Consider the following 17,326-nt stretch of genomic DNA (forward strand, 5'->3'; position numbering starts at 1 on the left):
CCCGGCCCCGGCCCCGCCCTCCCCCTCTTGACCCGAGCTGGGCGCGTCGCCCGGAGCCGGGACACGCGGAAGGCCCGCGCCGCCCTGGAGCGGCGCGGGCCTTCCGTCGGGATGCGGGGCCGTGCCCGTACCCGTGTCCTACGACGACCGGTCGAAGTCGTCCAGCGTCTCCACCACCGACAGCCACTTCTCGCCCTGCTCCAGGTACACGCGCAGGTGGGACCGCGGGCCCGTACCCACCCCCGTGTAGTACGCGGCCGCCCCCTCCCCACGCCGTTCCATGCCGCAGTCGTGGAGCACGTTGCGCAGGTGCCGGACCACCGCGTCCGCGTCGGCGGCGCGGCCGAACTCCGCGTAGCGGTGCCGGGCGGCAGCGTTGCTGTCACCCCGGTAGGTCCGGGTGTAGCGGCCGTGGCCCGGCTCGTCGCCCGAACCGAGCGGCGCGCAGCCGACGTCGTTGATCCCGATCTTCATGATGCTCAGTTCCGCGTCGACGCCCTGATCCTCCTTGTCCTGCCAGTGCCACTTCCCGTACAGCGGAAGCTTCTTCGCGCCCAGCAGGTGCACCACGCCGTTCTTCCTGTACGAGGTGTCCGTCTTCTCGTACACGCCCCGCTCCGTCGGCCGGTCCGCCGGGCGCACGTCCCTGCCGCCGTCCCCGCCCCCGGGCGCCGCCGCCCACACCACCGCCCCCGCCACGGCCGCGACCGCCGCCGCGGACAGCGCGATGCGGCGCCGGAGCTGCCGCCTGCCGCCCCTGGCCCGCAGCTCGGCGCCGTCCGGCAGGCGCAGCTGGACGTCGTCGAGGAGTCCCTCGACCTCGGTCCGCCCCTTGATCTCAGCCATGGCTCGCCGCCCCCTCCGTGCTGAACGCCCCTGTGTCGGTGAGGCGTTCGCCCAATACCTTGCGGGCCCGGCTGAGCCGGGTGCGCACGGCGCCGCTGGAGGCGCCGGTCTCCTGTGCCACCTGCTCCACGGGCAGGTCGAGGAGGTGGTGCAGGACCACCACTTGCCGTTGCTGGGGCGGGAGTTGACGCAGGGCCTCGACCAGCGCCACCCGGTCCGCGGACAGTTCCGGGACATCGGCGCCGGGGCCGTGCCGCAACTGCGCGCGCAACCGGTTGCGGGTCCGCCGCCAGGTGCTGATGGCGAGCCGCGAGGCCACCGTGCGCACCCACGGCAGTGGATCGCCCTCCCGGGTGAGCCGGTCCCACCGCTGCCACGCCCGTACGTACGCCTCCTGCACCGCGTCCTCGGCCTCCGCCAGATCGCCGGTCATCGCATAGACCGTGGCGACCAGGCGTTTGGCCGTGGCGGCGTAGAACGCGTCGAAGTCGGCGCCCTGTCCCCGCGCTGTCTCTTCGGACCGCGTCGTCATCGTCCCCCGTCCATCGCTCGTCCGGCGCGCACCTCCGCCCGCCGCTTCTGACTGGTACACGCCGGGCGGACGGAAGTTGTTACAGCCGGATTCCGGGCACCGGGTCCGACGCGAGTCGGGCGTGCAGTTCCACGTCGTACCGCACCCCGTCGTACGAGAGCTTCTGGCGTTGCAGGCCCTCCACCGCGAAACCGGCGGCCAGGGCCACCCGACACGAGGCGGGGTTGTTCGTGCGGTGGCCCAGTTCCAGACGGAAGAGGCCCAGTTCGCCGAAGGCCCAGCGGGCCAGCGCCGCGCACCCGTGGGCGGCCACGCCCTTGCCCCGCGCCTCCGGAGTCGTCCAGTACGACACCCAGCCGGTGGAGTGGTTCCTGTTCACCGCGCCCACCGCGGCGTTGCCCAGTGCCGTGCCGTTCTCGTCCGACACGGCGAAGGCGTACGCCCTGCCGGTGCCGCGGTCCCGGGCCCTGCGGGTGATCCAACGGGCGGCCGCATCGAGGGAGTCGACCGGCTCGTCGGCCTGGCGGGCCATCTCGGGCGCGCCGAAGGCGGCCAGGACGGCTGCGGCGTCCGCCTCCCGCCAGGGGCGCAGGGACAGGCTCATGGCGCCGCCTCCGTGGCTACGAGAGGAAAACGCCTGTGCTCCGCGAACATCGTGTTCGCGGAGCACAGGCGTCTGTTCGGAGAGGTCACGCCGCGTGCACGACGTCCTTCTCCTCGGCGAAGTGGCACGCCGACTCATGAGCCGCCGGAGTGTCCTGGCCCTTGAACCGCTCCGGGATCGCGAGGAGCGGGATCTCCTTGGAGCACTTGTCCTCCGCCTTCCAGCACCGGGTGCGGAAGCGGCAGCCCGAGGGCGGGTTCGCCGGGGACGGGACGTCGCCGGAGAGGATGATCCGCTCGCGGCCCTCGCGGGCCTCCGGGTCCGGGACGGGGACGGCCGACAGCAGCGCCTGGGTGTAGGGGTGCGTCGGGTGCTCGTAGATCTGCTCGTCCGAGCCGATCTCCGCCATCTTCCCGAGGTACATCACGCCCACGCGGTCCGAGATGTGCCGGACGATCGACAGGTCGTGCGCGATGAAGAGGTAGGAGAGGTTGAACTCGTCCTGCAGCTTCGCCATCAGGTTGATGACCTGGGCCTGGACGGAGACGTCCAGGGCCGAGACCGGCTCGTCGCAGATGATGATCTCGGGGTTGAGGGCCAGCCCGCGCGCGATGCCGATGCGCTGGCGCTGGCCACCCGAGAACTGGTGCGGGTAGCGGTTGATGTACTCGGGGTTGAGGCCGACCACGTCCAGGAGGTCCTGGACCTTCTGGCGGCGCGAACCCTTCGGGGCCACCTCGGGGTGGATCTCGAAGGGCTCCCCGATGATGTCGCCCACCGTCATCCGGGGGTTCAGGGACGTGTAAGGGTCCTGGAACACCATCTGGATGTTGCGGCGGACGGCCTTCAGCGCGCGCCCAGACAGCTTGGTGATGTCCTGGCCCTTGTAGAAGACCTCGCCCGCCGTGGCCCGCTCCAGGGTCATCAGGAGCTTGGCGACCGTGGACTTGCCACAGCCGGACTCGCCCACGATGCCCAGCGTCTCGCCCTGGTACAGGTCGAACGAGATGCCGTCGACCGCCTTGACCGCGCCGACCTGCTTCTTGATCAGGATTCCCTGGGTGAGAGGGAAGTGCTTGACCAGGTTGCGGACCTGGAGGATCGGCTCGCCGCGCTCGGCAGGCGCCTCGATCGCCGCGACGGCCTCGTCGGCCGTGGCGGCGTCCACCGTCTCCACGTCGGAGACGTTCGGCGTCGCGTCGGCGGGCTCGTCCGTCTTCGAGAGCTTCGAAGCCTTGATCGGCTCAGCCATGGATCGTCTCCTTCCAGAAGTGGCACGCGCTGCCGCGGCCCGACAGCTCCGCGCCGTCCTGCTCGGTGACCGGCACGAGGGCCGGGACCTCCGTGCGGCAGATGTCCTGCGCCTTGGGGCAGCGCGGGTTGAACGCACAACCGCCGGGGATCTTCAGCAGGTTGGGCGGCAGGCCCTTGATCGCGTAGAGCTCCTGGCCCTTCTGGTCCAGGCGCGGGATCGAGTCGAGGAGGCCGCGGGTGTACGGGTGCGCCGGGCGCTTGTACAGCTCGTGCACCGGAGCGGTCTCGACGATCCGGCCCGCGTACATGACCGCGATCTTGTCCGCGACGTCGGCGACGACGCCGAGGTCGTGGGTGATCAGGATCAGGCCCATGTTGTACTCGCGCTGGAGCTCGGCCAGCAGGTCCATGACCTGCGCCTGGACCGTCACGTCGAGCGCCGTGGTGGGCTCGTCCGCGATGATCAGGTCCGGCTCCAGGGCGAGCGCCATCGCGATCATGATGCGCTGGCGCATACCGCCGGAGAACTGGTGCGGGTAGTCGTTCACCCGCTCCTTGGCCGCCGGGATCTTGACCTTGTCCATCAGCTCGATGGCCTTGGCCTTGGCCTCCTTGCGGCCCATGCCCTCGTGCACCCGGAACATCTCGCCGAGCTGGTAGCCCACCGAGAGAACGGGGTTGAGCGAGGACAGCGCGTCCTGGAAGATCATCGCGATCTTGCGGCCGCGGGTCTTCCTGCGCTCCTCGTTGGACATCTTCAGCATGTCCTGGCCGCGGAAGAGGATCTCGCCCTGCGGGATCTTTCCGGGCGGCATGTCGAGAATGCCCATGATCGCCTGAGCGGTCACGGACTTGCCGGAGCCCGACTCACCGAGGACGGCGAGCGTCTCGCCCGCGTCCACGCTGTAGTTCACGCCGTTGACGGCCTTGACCACGCCCTCGCGGGTGTGGAACTCGACGTGGAGATCCTTCACGTCCAGGAGGCGGCCGCTCTTCTCCTCGCCCGAGCGGGGGGCGGGGACAGAGTCTGTCTTGAGGTCGATGCTGGTCACGTTGTCCTCCCTCAGCGCAGCTTCGGGTCGAGGGCTTCGCGTACGGCGTCGCCCATCATGATGAACGCCAGCACCGTGATACTCAGCATTCCTGCCGGGAAGAACAGCGTGTGCGGGTTGTTCCGGATGTCCTGCGTGGCGTCGGAGATGTCGCCGCCCCACGAGATGGCACCGTCACCGAGGCCGAGGCCCAGGTACGACAGCGTCGACTCGGCCACGATGTACGTGCCGAGCGAGATGGTCGCCACGACGATCACCGGAGCGATCGCGTTCGGCAGGATGTGGCGGAAGAGGATCCGCTTCGTCCCGGCGCCGAGCGCGCGCGCCGCCATCACATAGTCGGCGTGCTTGGTCGTGATGACCGCGCCGCGCATCACGCGGGCGATCTGCGTCCAGCCGAGGAAGGCCAGTGCGCCCATGACGACCCACACGGTCCGCTCGGTGAAGGCGTTCAGGACGACCATCGCGCCGAGCAGGAACGGAATACCGAAGAACACGTCGATGAGACGCGAGATCAGGCTGTCCCAGAACCCGCCGAAGTAGCCCGCGAGCATGCCGCACAGGCCGCCGAAGAGGGTGACGAGCACGGTCACGCCGACGCCGACGAGGATGGAGTTGCCCGCGCCGTGGACGACACGCGCGTAGATGCTGCGGCCCGTCCTGTCGTATCCGAACCAGTCCGCCTGGAAGAAGTGGGTGAGCTCCGGCTTGCCCAGGAAGTGGTTGACCTGGTCGCCGGTGTCGGGGTCCGTCCCGGTGAACAGGCCAGGGAAGGCCGCCACCATGAGCAGGATCAGGATCAGGACCGCGGAGATCACGAAGAGCGGATTGCGCCGCAGCTCGCGCCAGGCGTCGCCCCAGAGGCTGCGGGGCTTGCCCGTCGAGGCCGGTGCGGAGACCGCCGAACCCGCCACGACTTCGTCCTGTGCCGCCGCGGTCTCTTCGGTGGTCGAGGTCTTGGTCAGATCAGGCATAACGGATCCTCGGGTCCAGGACCGCGTAAAGCAGGTCGACGATCAGGCTGGCTGCGAGGTACACGAGCACCAGGACGGTGACGACACCGACGATGACCGCGCCCTCACGGCGGGCCAGCGCCTGGAAGAGCAGGTTGCCGACGCCCGTCACGTTGAAGATGCCCTCGGTGATGACCGCGCCACCCATCAGGGTGCCGACGTCCGTACCGAGGTAAGTGACCACGGGGATCAGCGAGTTGCGCAGCAGGTGCCGGGTGACGATGCGCTGGCGCGGCAGGCCCTTGGCGACCGCGGTGCGCATGTAGTCGGCCTGGCGGTTCTCCGCGATCGAGGTGCGGGTCAGCCGGGCCACATAGGCGAGGCCGACCATTCCGAGCACCAGGGCGGGCACGAGCAGCTGGCCCATGTTCTCGGAGTCCTGGACCGTGGGCGTGATCCAGCCCAGCTCGTTGCCGAAGAACAGCTGGCAGAGCAGGCCGACCACGAAGATCGGGACGGAGATCACCAGAAGGGTGAAGAGCGTGACCGTGTTGTCGACGAAGCGTCCGCGTCGGATGCCCGCGAGGACACCGAGCGTGATGCCGACGACGAGCTCGAACGTCCAGGCCATCGAGGCCAGTCTCATGGAGACCGGGAATGCCTGGGTGATCTCGTCGAGCACCGGCCGGTTGCCGGCGATGGTGTTGCCGAAGTCTCCTTGCAGCAGACCACCCATGTAATGCAGGTACTGCTGCCAGAGCGGCAGATCCAGACCACGGTCGTGCCGGATCTGCGCCACCTGGGTGGGGTCCGGCGGCTTGTCGCCCCACAGCGCCCGTACCGGGTCGCCGGGGAGGACATTGACCATGATGAAGATCAGCAGTGTTGTCCCGATGAAAACCGGGATCATCTGGAGCAGTCGCCGTGCGACGTAGCGCCCCATTGGTGCCTCCGTCCAATCCGGAGCCGCCCCAAGCGACGCCCGGTGGTGACCGGGCGTCGCTTGGGGACGGACCTCCGTCGACTACTTCTCGAAGACCTGGATGTCGGACAGGACGGGGTCACCGGCCTGGTCGAACACCACGTTCTTCACGTTCTTGGAGTGCGCGGAGAGCGTCTTGTTGTACCAGAGCGGGATGCCCGGGAAGGTGTTGCGCAGCTCCTCCTCGGCCTTCTGGTACAGCTCGGCGGACTCGTCGATCGTCTTCGCCGCGTCGGCCTTCTTGGTCAGCTCGTCGAACTTCTTGTCCGAGAAGCCGCCCTTGTTGCCGTCGACGCCGGTCCCGTAGAGGTCAGCGAGGAAGTTGCCGTTGAACGGGTAGTCGAGCACCCAGCCCGACCGGTACATCGCCTTGACCTGCTTCTTGTCCCGCACCTCGGTGTCGGCCTGGAAGTCGGTCTTCGGGTCGCCGACGCACTGCACGCCGGTCGACTTGGTGATGCTGTTGCACACCGCCGTGACCCAGCCCTTGTGGGGCTGGTCGGCGTTGTACTGGATGGAGATCTTGTTGCCCGGAACGCCGCCGCCGTCCTTGACGAACTGCTTGGCTTTCTTCGGGTCGAACTTGCAGAACTCGCCACAGGCGCCGGCCTTGTAGCCCTTGACGCCCTTGGCGACCCAGCCGGTGGCCGACTCGCGGGTGCCCGCGAAGGTCGTCTTGGCGATGGTGTCGCGGTCGATGCCCATCGACAGACCCTGGATGACCTTGACGTCCAGGTCCTTGAAGGTCTTGCTGTAGAACGCCGGGTTGACCGTGTTGATCGCCGAGAAGTCCTGCTCGATGGCGCGGTCGCCGAAGTCCTGCTTGAAGTTGGCGAGCTCGCTGTCCGGGATCAGCGGCATCGTGTCGACGTTGTCCGAGCGCAGGTCGTTGTACGCGGCCTGCGGCGTCGTGTACGCCTTGAAGTTGATGCCGCCGTTCTTGGGCTTGTCCTCGCCCTTGTAGCCGGACCAGGCGGTGACCTGGATCGACTTCTTGTGGTCCCAGCTCTTGAACTTGTAGGGACCGTTGCCGACCGGGGCCTCGCCGTACTTCTTCGGGTCCTTCAGCGCGGCCGAGGGCATCGGGAAGAACGGCTTGTACACCATCTTGTACGCGTAGTACGGGACGCCGCTCTTCAGCGTGATGGTGAACGTGTTGTCGTCGACGACCTTCAGGCCGGACATGGCCTTCTTCTTGGCCTTGCCCTTCTCCGGGTGGACCTCGTCGTAGCCGACGATGTCGCGGTACCAGGAGCTGTTCTGCTGACCGTTGGCCGGGTCGGCGGCCCAGTTCCAGGCGTCGACGTACGACTTCGCGGTGACGGTCTCACCGTTGTGGAACTTCCAGCCCGGCTTGAGCTTGACGGTCCACACCTTGTTCGCCTTGTCGGGGGTGACCGACTCGGCGTTCTCGTAGGTGATGTTGCCCTGCTTGTCGTAGTACACGAGGCCCGTGAAGAGGGCGTCGATGACGACGCTGCCGTACGCCTCCATGGTGTTCGACGGCTGCAGAGCGTTCTGCGGCTCGCCGTTGGCGTAACTGACGATCCCCTTGGGGTCGACCTTGCCGCTGCCATTGCTGTCGCTGTCGCCGCCGCCACAAGCGGTGGCCGTCAGCGCCACAACACCGGCTATCGCGACCCACTTGGCGCTCTTGGCACCACGCATGGGGTTCCTCCTCATGAGTCCACTTGTTCACTACAAGAGGGGGTACGAGAAACCGCGCCGACACCCCTGACGGCAACGATCGAGTACCCCAGTGTGCTCGTGAGTCGGCGCTCCCCACAGCGCGTGACCCATTGACCCGAGCTATACGCGGTCAACTATTAGCCATGAGGTACCGCCCGACCACACCCTTTTGGTCTCGGTTCAATCACACCTGGCACGTACAACTTCCAAAATCCGGACAAACCGATCCGAGATAGATGGTTGCGAAACGGACGTGTTACACATCTAACGGTCAGTGACGTCCGGATAGCGGACGCTTGGCAGCCAAAAACCGGTTGCCCGGAGCCCCCGGCGCAGCAGTGGCCACACGCTACCCGCCAGCAGAAACACAAGAGGCCGACTTCCGCCCAACTCCCTCGGGAGCGGTGGAAATCGGCCTCTCAGGCGGCGGTGTGCCGCCGACCGGCTACCTCAGTGGGTCAGCTGTGCTTGGCGCGGGACGCCGAGCGGCCGCGCTCCTTCTGGTCCAGGACGACCTTGCGGATGCGCACGGCCTCCGGGGTCACCTCGACGCACTCGTCGTCGCGGCAGAACTCCAGGGACTGCTCGAGCGACAGCTTGCGCGGCGGCACGATCGCCTCGAAGGAGTCGGCGGAGGCGGAGCGCATGTTGGTGAGCTTCTTCTCCTTGGTGATGTTCACGTCCATGTCGTCGGCGCGCGAGTTCTCGCCGACGATCATGCCCTCGTACACCTCGGTGCCGGGCTCGGTGAACAGCACGCCGCGCTCCTGGAGGTTGGTCATCGCGAAGGCGGTGACGGCACCGGAGCGGTCGGCGACGAGAGAACCGTTGTTGCGGGTCTTCAGCTCGCCGAACCACGGCTCGTGGCCCTCGTGGATGGAGTGGGCGATGCCCGTGCCGCGCGTCTGCGTCAGGAACTCCGTACGGAAGCCGATGAGGCCGCGGGACGGCACGACGAACTCGAGGCGGACCCAGCCGGAGCCGTGGTTCGACATGTTGTCCATGCGGCCCTTGCGGACGCCCATGAGCTGCGTGACGGCGCCCATGTGCTCCTCGGGCACGTCGATCGTCATGCGCTCGACCGGCTCGTGGGTCTTGCCGTCGACCTGGCGGGTGACCACCTGCGGCTTGCCGATGGTCATCTCGAAGCCCTCGCGGCGCATCTGCTCGACCAGGATGGCCAGCGCCAGCTCACCGCGGCCCTGCACCTCCCAGGCGTCGGGGCGCTCGGTCTCCAGGACGCGCAGCGAGACGTTACCGATCAGCTCGCGCTCCAGGCGGTCCTTGACCTGGCGGGCGGTGACCTTGCGGTCCTTGACCGCGGCCTTGGCGTCCGCGCCCTTGCCGGTGCCACCACGGCCGACCAGCGGCGAGGTGTTCGTACCGATCGTCATGGAGATCGCCGGCTCGTCGACCGTGATGAGCGGCAGCGCGATCGGGTTCTCCGGGTCGGCGAGGGTCTCGCCGATCATGATGTCCGGGATACCGGCGACGGCGCAGATGTCACCGGGGCCCGCCATCTCGGCGGGCTTGCGGGTGAGCGCCTCGGTCATCATCAGCTCGGTGATGCGGACGTTGGCGATCGTGCCGTCGCGCTTGATCCAGGCCACGGTCTGGCCCTTGCGCAGCTCGCCCTGCTCGACGCGGAGCAGCGCGATGCGGCCGAGGAAGTTGTCCGCGTCGAGGTTGGTGACGTGGGCCTGGAGCGGGGCGGCGTCGTCGAACGTCGGCGCCGGGACGCTCTCCAGGATGGTGGTGAAGAACGGCTCCAGGTTGGTGGAGTCCGCCGGGACCGTGCCGTCGTCCGGCTTGGTCAGCGAGGCGATGCCGTCACGACCGCAGGCGTAGACGATCGGGAACTCGATCTGGTCCTCGTCGGCGTCCAGGTCGAGGAAGAGGTCGTACGTCTCGTTGACGACCTCGTCGATGCGCGAGTCGGGACGGTCCGTCTTGTTGATGCACAGGATGACGGGCAGCCGCTGCTGCAGGGCCTTGCGCAGCACGAAGCGGGTCTGCGGGAGCGGACCCTCGGAGGCGTCGACCAGCAGGACGACCGCGTCCACCATCGACAGACCACGCTCGACCTCGCCACCGAAGTCGGCGTGGCCGGGGGTGTCGATGATGTTGATCGTGATCGGATCCCCGCCGTCCTTGGGGTGATACTTCACCGCCGTGTTCTTGGCGAGGATCGTGATGCCCTTCTCACGCTCCAGGTCGTTCGAGTCCATCATGCGGTCGTCGAGGGACTCGGCGGCGTGCGCGGCGAACGAGCCGGCCTGCTTGAGCATGGCGTCGACGATGGTCGTCTTGCCGTGGTCGACGTGAGCGACGATGGCAACGTTGCGGATGTCGTGGCGCGTGGCCATAGTGCGGCGTACTCCTGGAGTGAGTGGACAGTCGCGCGTACATCTGAGTTACGCGGACCCTGCCGGGCTGGACACGCCACGGCCTCACCCCAGTCTACGTGTCCTTCGCGGAGGCAGCCTCCGCGGGGGCGTCGCAGGGGTGGGGAAAGCCTTGGGAACTCTGGGGAAACAGCAGGTCAATGGGTAAACACGAGCTTGCCCGCCGGAAGGGCCGGCGGGCAAGAGAGTTGAGCGGAATCTGAGGCGGGGCTATTTCGCGGACGGTTCGCCCGACGGCTTCGCGCCCGGCTTCAGGAAGCCGATGTCCTCGTACCGCGGGACCTGGAACCCAAACGCCCCGGCGTTCGCCAGGTTCGGACGGGCCGCCATCAGCTGGGGGCGCTGGTAGAGAGGAATCGATCCTGCCTCGGCCCAGATGCGGGCGTCCGCCTTCCTGACCAGGGAGCGCGACGTGTCCTCGTCCAGTTCACCGACCGCCTGATCGAACAGCTGATCGATGTGGTCCGTGCCTACGCGCGTGTAGTTCTGCTCGACGTTCAGCGAGCCGTCCGCGGCCGGGACCGGCTTGGCGAAGATCGGGCGGGCGTCGGTGGCGGGGAAGGCCGACGCGGGCCACGAGTAGAGGGCGAGGTCGTACTGGCCGGACGCGATGTGGTCCTTGAAGTAGCTCTCGTCGGCGACCTTCGCCGTCTCCGTGCGGACACCGATCTTCTGCAGCATCCGGGAGATCCGGTCGGCCACCGCGCGCAGCGACTCCGAGCCGTCGCCGGAGGGGAGCACGAAGCGGAGGGTGAGGGGCTTGCCGTCCTTGGCGAGCGGTCCCGCGGCGGCTCCCGCCTTCGCTCCCTTGGCTCCTTCCGCTCCCTTGGCTCCGGCCTCTTCCTTGGGTGCGGCGGTGCCCTTCGGGGCGTACGCGCCCGGGGCGCCGCCCTTGGCCGCCTGGTCCCTGGACTGCCCGGCGTGCCTGGCGTGGTCGCCGGGCTCCTTCTTCTTCTCCTTGTCGGCCTCGCGCGCCAGGCCGAGGGCGTCGGCCTGGCGGTTCAGGACGGCGCGCTGGTAGGCGGCCGCGGGGGCCGGGGCGAGCACGGTGGTGCCGTTGTCGCCGGGCTTTCCGTCCTCTTCGCCGACGATGTAGGTGCCGTCGTCCTCGCTGTTGCTGTCGCCGTCTCCGGTGGAGCCGTCGGACTCCTTCGCCTTCTTGGCGTCCTTCTTGTCCTTGGCGTCCTTCGCGTCGGACTCGCCGCCCGCGGTCCCCTTCTCCCCCTTCTTCTCCTCCCCTTCCTTTTCCTTCTTCTCCTTCAGCGCGCCCGGCGTCCATCCGGCGTCCGCGAGGAGCGCCCGCGCCTCGGCCGTGTCCTGCTCGCCGAGGGCCCCGCTGTTGTCCGCGTACGCCTGCTGCCCGGCGAGGGCGAGGTGGCTGCCGACCGGCTCGGCGGGCAGGCCGAGCGGCTTGAGGACGGTCCTGGCGAGTTCCTCGCGGTTCAGCGCGCGGGCCACCGCGCGGCGCACCCGGTCATCGGCGAGCGGCCCCTCGGAGCCGTTCAGGGCGAGCTGGGTGTACGCGGGCTCCAGGGACTTGCGGACCACGTAGCCGCGCAGCCCGTCCTGCTCGGTCGCGTACCGCTTGACCGCCTTGCGGGACTTGGCGCGTGCCTCGGTCTCCGCGTCGGCGGCCTCCTCGTCGGAGCCGTGCGCGATCGCCCAGGAGCGCAGCGCCCTGCCGGGGGTGAGTGCGGCGCCGGGGCCGTGGGCCAGCGGGCCCTGGCCCCCCTTGTCCCGGGCGGCCAGGGAGATCCGCCCGGCCTCCGCCGAGTCGATCGAGGCGAGGTCGACCCTGCCCTTGGCGAGCGCCTCGGCCCGCTCGTCGCGCCCCACCTCGCGCAGGACGATCCTGTTGAGCTTGGCCGGACTGCCCCACCAGCGCGCGTTGCGCTCCAGCGTCACGTCACCGGCCTTGCGGTCGGCCCCGGCGAGCGCGAAGGGGCCCGCGGTCACCGGCAGCTTGCGCCGCGCGCCGTCGTTGAAGGAGTCGGGCGTGCCCATGACCTGCTTCGGGTACAGCGGCGAGAAGAGGGAGCGCCAGTCCGCGTACGGCTTGGCGAAGGTGACCCGCACCTCCAGGTTGTTCGCGCCGCGCTCGATCTTCGCGATGCGGTCGTAGCCCGCGTTCCGCGCCGTCCAGTACGCGGTGTCCTTGCCCGACAGGGCGCGCCACTGCGCGGCGAAGTCGTCGGCGCCGATCTCCCTGCCGTCGCTCCAGACCGCCTGCTGGTTGAGCTTGTACAGGACGACCTGCTGCGGCTCGCGCTCGACGACCTCGGCCGACTCCAGGAAGTCGGCGTTGCGCTGCGCCCTGCCCTGCGCGTCGAGGCGGAACAGGGACGGCAGGACCGCGCCCGCGACCCGTGCGGTGCCCTCGTCGGCATCGGACTGGAAGGAGTTGAACGTTTCCGGCAGCGCGTCGACCGCCCAGTTCACGGTCCCCCCGTCGGCGACCAGATCCCGGGCGGCAGGAGCGACGTCCTGGCCCGCGGCCGGGCGGCCCGCCTCGTCGTTCGAGCTGCATCCGGCGAGGGCGGGCAGAGCCAGCACCCCCGTCGCGAGGAACACGACAGATCTGACTCTGGCGCGGTCGTGGGACATGACTGGTACCTCCGGGGTCCGGGGCTCGCCCGGCCGCCCGCTACCAGGACCGGGCCGGGTTTGATCACGTTTGGCGGTATATGGAGCTGATCACATCTATCGCCCCACTGAAGGGGACGGGACAGGCACCGCGGGGGAGGCACGACGCGGGGCGCCCATATCCCACTCGTGCGGCCCAATGGGGCGCCCGGTGCCGCCGGGCGGGGTCGGTCGCCCGCGCCGGACGGGGTCGGTCGCCGCCGGTCGGGGTCGGTCACCGCCGGTCAAGGTCGGCGCGATCAGCGCGTGATCCGGCGCATTCACCGCCCCCGATCCGGCAATCACTGCAGATCCCTTCACAAGCCGGGATGTGACGCGCGACACTCGCAGGCGCATGAGCGTTGCCACCGCACCCCCGAAGTGAGGGCAAGTAATGGCTCTGCACGATGAATTGACAGCTGTTCAACGATGTGTGGACGACCTCGTCCGCACCGTAGGCAGGCTGGAGCAGCAGGCGGGCGACCAGATCGCGGGCGTCGACGTGCGCCGGGTACGCACGGACACCGACCACCTGCGCGAGAGCGTCGCGCTGCTGCGCGCGGCGGCCCCGCCACCGCCCTCCCGCCCCGAACCGCACCGGCACGACCTCGTGACCATCCCCGATACGCCGTACGACCGCTCGATGTGGACGAACACCGGAGATCTCGACGACGAGGGCCTGGGCGGCAGCGACCGCCACGCACCCTGACCAGCACGCCGTACGTACTCACGCAGGCACTCATGCACTGACGCACTCACGCATTCGCTGAGCTTCTCCCCGATCCGAGGAAGAAGGAGTGGAGCCTCGTTGGCCACCGGCACGGAACCCCAACCGAAGAGCGGACCGGCACCGGGCGGCGGCGTGCGCGACGGCACGCGCGCCGCCATCAGCGCTGCCCATCTGCGTACGGACCGCTGGTGGCTTGCGCCCGCGGCGACCACCGCCGGGCTGCTCGCCTTCATCGTCTACTCGACGTGGCGGGCCTTCGCGAACGCGGACTACTACGCCGCGCCCTACGTATCGCCGTTCTACTCGCCGTGCGTCGCCGAGAACTGCGAGCCCATGCGCGGCGGGCCCAACTGGGAGATCTTCGGCAGCTGGTGGGGCCTGTCCCCCTCGGTGCTCATCCTGATCTTCCCGCTCGGCTTCCGGCTGACCTGCTACTACTACCGCAAGGCCTACTACCGCGGCTTCTGGGCGTCACCACCGGCCTGCGCGGTCGCCGAGCCGCACAAGAAGTACACGGGCGAGACCCGCTTCCCGCTGATCCTGCAGAACATCCACCGGTACTTCTTCTACGCTGCCGTACCCGTGGCGGGCATCCTCACCTACGACGCCGTCCTCGGCTTCCGGGACGAGAACTACGAGTGGGGCCACATGGGGCTCGGCACGCTCGTCCTGCTCGTCAACGTCACCCTGATCTGGATCTACACGCTCTCCTGCCACTCCTGCCGACACGTCATCGGCGGCAAGCTCAAGCACTTCTCCAAGCATCCCGTCCGGTACCGCATGTGGCAGTGGACGGGAAAGCTGACCAACCATCACATGCTGCTCGCCTGGACGTCGTTGGCGAGCGTGGCGCTCGCCGACTTCTACGTCTACCTGGTGGCGAGCGGCGTCTTCGACGATCCGCGCTTCTTCTAATGGACGGGACCTTCTGATGTCTCAAGTGGAGCGACAACAGTGGGACGTCGTCGTGGTGGGGGCCGGGGGCGCGGGCCTGCGGGCCGCGATCGAGGCGCGTGAACAGGGCGCCCGCACGGCCGTGATCTGCAAGTCGCTGTTCGGCAAGGCCCATACGGTGATGGCCGAGGGCGGCATCGCCGCCTCCATGGGCAATGTGAACTCCGGCGACAACTGGCAGGTCCACTTCCGCGACACCCTGCGCGGCGGCAAGTTCCTCAACCAGTGGCGCATGGCGGAGCTGCATGCCCGCGAGGCGCCGGACCGCGTGTGGGAACTGGAGACCTGGGGCGCGCTCTTCGACCGCACCCCGGACGGACGGATCTCACAGCGCAACTTCGGCGGCCACGAGTACCCACGGCTCGCACACGTCGGCGACCGCACCGGCCTGGAGCTGATCCGCACCCTGCAGCAGAAGATCGTCGCGCTGCAGCAGGAGGACTACAAGGAGTTCGGGGACTACGAAGCACGCCTGAAGGTCTTCCAGGAGTGCACGGTCACCCGCGTCCTGAAGGACGAGGCGCCCGATCAGGACGACGAGGGCGGCCGGGTCGGCGGGGCCTTCTGCTACGACCGGGAGTCGGGCCGCTTCTTCGTGCTCGAAGCGCCCAGCGTCGTCCTCGCGACCGGCGGCATCGGCAAGTCCTTCAAGGTGACGTCGAACTCGTGGGAGTACACGGGCGACGGCCACGCGCTCGCGCTGCTCGCCGGGGCGCCCCTGCTGAACATGGAGTTCGTGCAGTTCCATCCGACGGGCATGGTCTGGCCGCCGTCGGTCAAGGGCATCCTCGTCACCGAGTCCGTGCGCGGCGACGGCGGGGTCCTCAGGAACTCCGAGGGCAAGCGGTTCATGTTCGACTACGTCCCCGACGTCTTCAAGGAGAAGTACGCGCAGTCGGAGGAGGAGGGCGACCGCTGGTACGAGGACCCGGACCACAACCGCCGCCCGCCCGAACTGCTGCCCCGTGACGAGGTCGCGCGCGCCATCAACGCCGAGGTGAAGGCGGGCCGCGGCTCCCCGCACGGCGGCGTCTTCCTCGACGTGTCGACGCGCATGCCCGCCGACGTCATCAAGCGCCGACTGCCGTCCATGTACCACCAGTTCAAGGAGCTCGCGGACGTCGACATCACCGCGGAGGCGATGGAGGTCGGGCCGACCTGCCACTACGTGATGGGCGGCATCGCGGTCGACTCCGACACCGCGGCCACGCGCCGCGTGGCGGGGCTCTACGCCGCGGGCGAGGTCGCGGGCGGCATGCACGGCTCCAACCGGCTCGGCGGCAACTCGCTCTCCGACCTGCTGGTCTTCGGACGGCGCGCGGGCCTGCACGCCGCCCGGTACGCCGCCGGGCTCACCGTCCGGCCCGTGCCCGACGAGGTGCAGGTGGACACGGCGGCCGCGGAGGCGCTGCGGCCGTTCAGCGCCGAGGGCCTGGCGGACGGGGCGACGGCCGAGAACCCGTACACCCTCCATCAGGAACTGCAGCAGACCATGAACGACCTGGTCGGCATCATCCGCCGGGAGGCGGAGATGGAGCAGGCCCTGGAGAAGCTCGCCGAGCTGCGGGTGCGGGCACGGCGGGCCGGAGTCGAGGGCCACCGGCAGTTCAATCCGGGCTGGCACCTCGCCCTCGACCTGCGCAACATGCTCCTGGTCAGCGAATGCGTCGCGCGGGCCGCCCTGGAGCGCACGGAGAGCCGTGGCGGTCACACCCGCGAGGACCACCCGGCGATGAACCGCGAGTGGCGGCGGGCCAACCTGCTGTGCCAACTCGCCGACCCGAGCGGGGGTCTGGCGGCCACCGATCCCGTACGCGGCCAGATCGACCTCGTCCGCGTGTCGACCGAGCCCATCCGCCCGGACCTGCTCGCCCTCTTCGACAAGGAGGAGCTGGTCAAGTACCTGACTGAAGAGGAGCTGTACGAATGAGTTCGTACGACGCGCAATTCAAGGTCTGGCGCGGGGACCTGAGCGGCGGTGACCTGGAGGACTTCAAGATCGAGGTCAACGAGGGCGAGGTCGTCCTCGACATCATCCACCGCCTGCAGGCCACCCAGGCCCCCGACCTCGCGGTGCGCTGGAACTGCAAGGCGGGCAAGTGCGGTTCGTGCTCGGCGGAGATCAACGGCAGGCCCCGGCTGATGTGCATGACGCGGATGTCGGTCTTCGACCGCGACGAGGTCATCACGGTGACGCCGCTGCGCGCCTTCCCCGTGGTGCGCGACCTGGTGACGGACGTCGGCTTCAACTACACCAAGGCGCGCGAGGTCCCGGCCTTCGTGCCGCCCGCGGACCTCAAGCCCGGCGAGTACCGCATGCAGCAGTCGGACGTGGACCGCCCACAGGAGTTCCGCAAGTGCATCGAGTGCTTCCTGTGCCAGGACACGTGCCATGCGGTGCGCGACCACGAGGAGAACAAGGGCGCCTTTGCGGGGCCCCGGTTCCTGATGCGCGTCGCCGAGCTGGACATGCACCCGCTGGACGCGGCGTCGGAGTCGGGACTCGACCGGAAACGGACCGCCCAGGACGAGCACGGGCTCGGCTACTGCAACATCACCAAGTGCTGCACGGAGGTGTGCCCGGAGGGCATCAAGATCACGGACAACGCGCTGATTCCCCTGAAGGAACGGGCCGTCGACCGGAAGTACGATCCGCTGGTGTGGCTGGGGAACAAGATTCGGCGGCGGACGGAGTAGGGGTCT

Annotated in this window: 14 protein-coding genes; 4 read left to right on the plus strand and 10 right to left on the minus strand. The window is 68.8% G+C overall.

Annotated features, from left to right (window positions below):
- Positions 1-138: 138 nt before the first annotated feature.
- The 10 genes from ABZV77_RS04930 to ABZV77_RS04975 all read right to left on the minus strand — a co-directional run bounded on the left by ABZV77_RS04930 (position 139) and on the right by ABZV77_RS04975 (position 12,921).
- Positions 139-846: a hypothetical protein gene (locus tag ABZV77_RS04930; RefSeq protein WP_356250394.1), complete on the minus strand. Its 708-nt coding sequence runs from the start codon at positions 844-846 to the stop codon at positions 139-141.
- Complete coding sequence (locus ABZV77_RS04935; RefSeq protein ID WP_356250396.1) at positions 839-1,378, minus strand: SigE family RNA polymerase sigma factor; 540 nt, start codon at positions 1,376-1,378, stop codon at positions 839-841. The genes ABZV77_RS04930 and ABZV77_RS04935 overlap by 8 nt, the downstream gene beginning before the upstream one ends.
- Positions 1,379-1,457: 79 nt before the next feature.
- Complete coding sequence (locus ABZV77_RS04940; protein ID WP_356250398.1) at positions 1,458-1,982, minus strand: GNAT family protein; 525 nt, start codon at positions 1,980-1,982, stop codon at positions 1,458-1,460.
- 85 nt (positions 1,983-2,067) lie between these two features.
- Positions 2,068-3,234 carry a dipeptide ABC transporter ATP-binding protein gene (locus ABZV77_RS04945; protein ID WP_356250400.1) on the minus strand — a complete coding sequence of 389 codons (1,167 nt, stop codon included), beginning with the start codon at positions 3,232-3,234 and terminating at the stop codon, positions 2,068-2,070.
- The gene (locus ABZV77_RS04950; RefSeq protein WP_356250402.1) at positions 3,227-4,288 is read right to left on the minus strand and encodes an ABC transporter ATP-binding protein; all 1,062 of its coding nucleotides are present in this window, start codon (positions 4,286-4,288) and stop codon (positions 3,227-3,229) included. Before ABZV77_RS04950 ends, ABZV77_RS04945 begins: the two co-directional genes overlap by 8 nt.
- An 11-nt stretch (positions 4,289-4,299) precedes the next feature.
- Entirely contained in the window at positions 4,300-5,262 is a 963-nt protein-coding gene (locus ABZV77_RS04955) for an ABC transporter permease (RefSeq protein ID WP_356250404.1), read from the minus strand.
- Complete coding sequence (locus ABZV77_RS04960; RefSeq protein WP_356250406.1) at positions 5,255-6,184, minus strand: ABC transporter permease; 930 nt, start codon at positions 6,182-6,184, stop codon at positions 5,255-5,257. Before ABZV77_RS04960 ends, ABZV77_RS04955 begins: the two co-directional genes overlap by 8 nt.
- Positions 6,185-6,265: 81 nt before the next feature.
- Positions 6,266-7,891, minus strand: coding sequence for an ABC transporter substrate-binding protein (locus ABZV77_RS04965; RefSeq protein WP_356250408.1), 1,626 nt, complete (start codon positions 7,889-7,891; stop codon positions 6,266-6,268).
- Positions 7,892-8,370: 479 nt separating this feature from the next.
- Complete coding sequence (typA, locus tag ABZV77_RS04970; RefSeq protein WP_356250409.1) at positions 8,371-10,278, minus strand: translational GTPase TypA; 1,908 nt, start codon at positions 10,276-10,278, stop codon at positions 8,371-8,373.
- Positions 10,279-10,527: 249 nt separating this feature from the next.
- On the minus strand, positions 10,528-12,921 hold the full coding sequence (locus ABZV77_RS04975; protein WP_356250411.1) for an ABC transporter family substrate-binding protein: 2,394 nt from the start codon (positions 12,919-12,921) through the stop codon (positions 10,528-10,530).
- A 412-nt stretch (positions 12,922-13,333) separates the two neighbouring features.
- Here ABZV77_RS04975 and ABZV77_RS04980 point away from each other — a divergent pair, with 412 nt between their 5' ends.
- The 4 genes from ABZV77_RS04980 to ABZV77_RS04995 all read left to right on the plus strand — a co-directional run bounded on the left by ABZV77_RS04980 (position 13,334) and on the right by ABZV77_RS04995 (position 17,320).
- The gene (locus tag ABZV77_RS04980; protein ID WP_356250413.1) at positions 13,334-13,648 is read left to right on the plus strand and encodes a hypothetical protein; all 315 of its coding nucleotides are present in this window, start codon (positions 13,334-13,336) and stop codon (positions 13,646-13,648) included.
- A gap of 99 nt (positions 13,649-13,747) precedes the next feature.
- On the plus strand, positions 13,748-14,584 hold the full coding sequence (locus ABZV77_RS04985) for a hypothetical protein (RefSeq protein WP_356250415.1): 837 nt from the start codon (positions 13,748-13,750) through the stop codon (positions 14,582-14,584).
- Between the two features lie 16 nt (positions 14,585-14,600).
- Complete coding sequence (locus tag ABZV77_RS04990) at positions 14,601-16,553, plus strand: fumarate reductase/succinate dehydrogenase flavoprotein subunit (protein WP_356250417.1); 1,953 nt, start codon at positions 14,601-14,603, stop codon at positions 16,551-16,553.
- On the plus strand, positions 16,550-17,320 hold the full coding sequence (locus ABZV77_RS04995; RefSeq protein ID WP_356250419.1) for a succinate dehydrogenase/fumarate reductase iron-sulfur subunit: 771 nt from the start codon (positions 16,550-16,552) through the stop codon (positions 17,318-17,320). The genes ABZV77_RS04990 and ABZV77_RS04995 overlap by 4 nt, the downstream gene beginning before the upstream one ends.
- Positions 17,321-17,326: the final 6 nt, after the last annotated feature.

The organism is Streptomyces sp. NPDC004732, from assembly GCF_040609235.1.
Classification (GTDB): domain Bacteria; phylum Actinomycetota; class Actinomycetes; order Streptomycetales; family Streptomycetaceae; genus Streptomyces.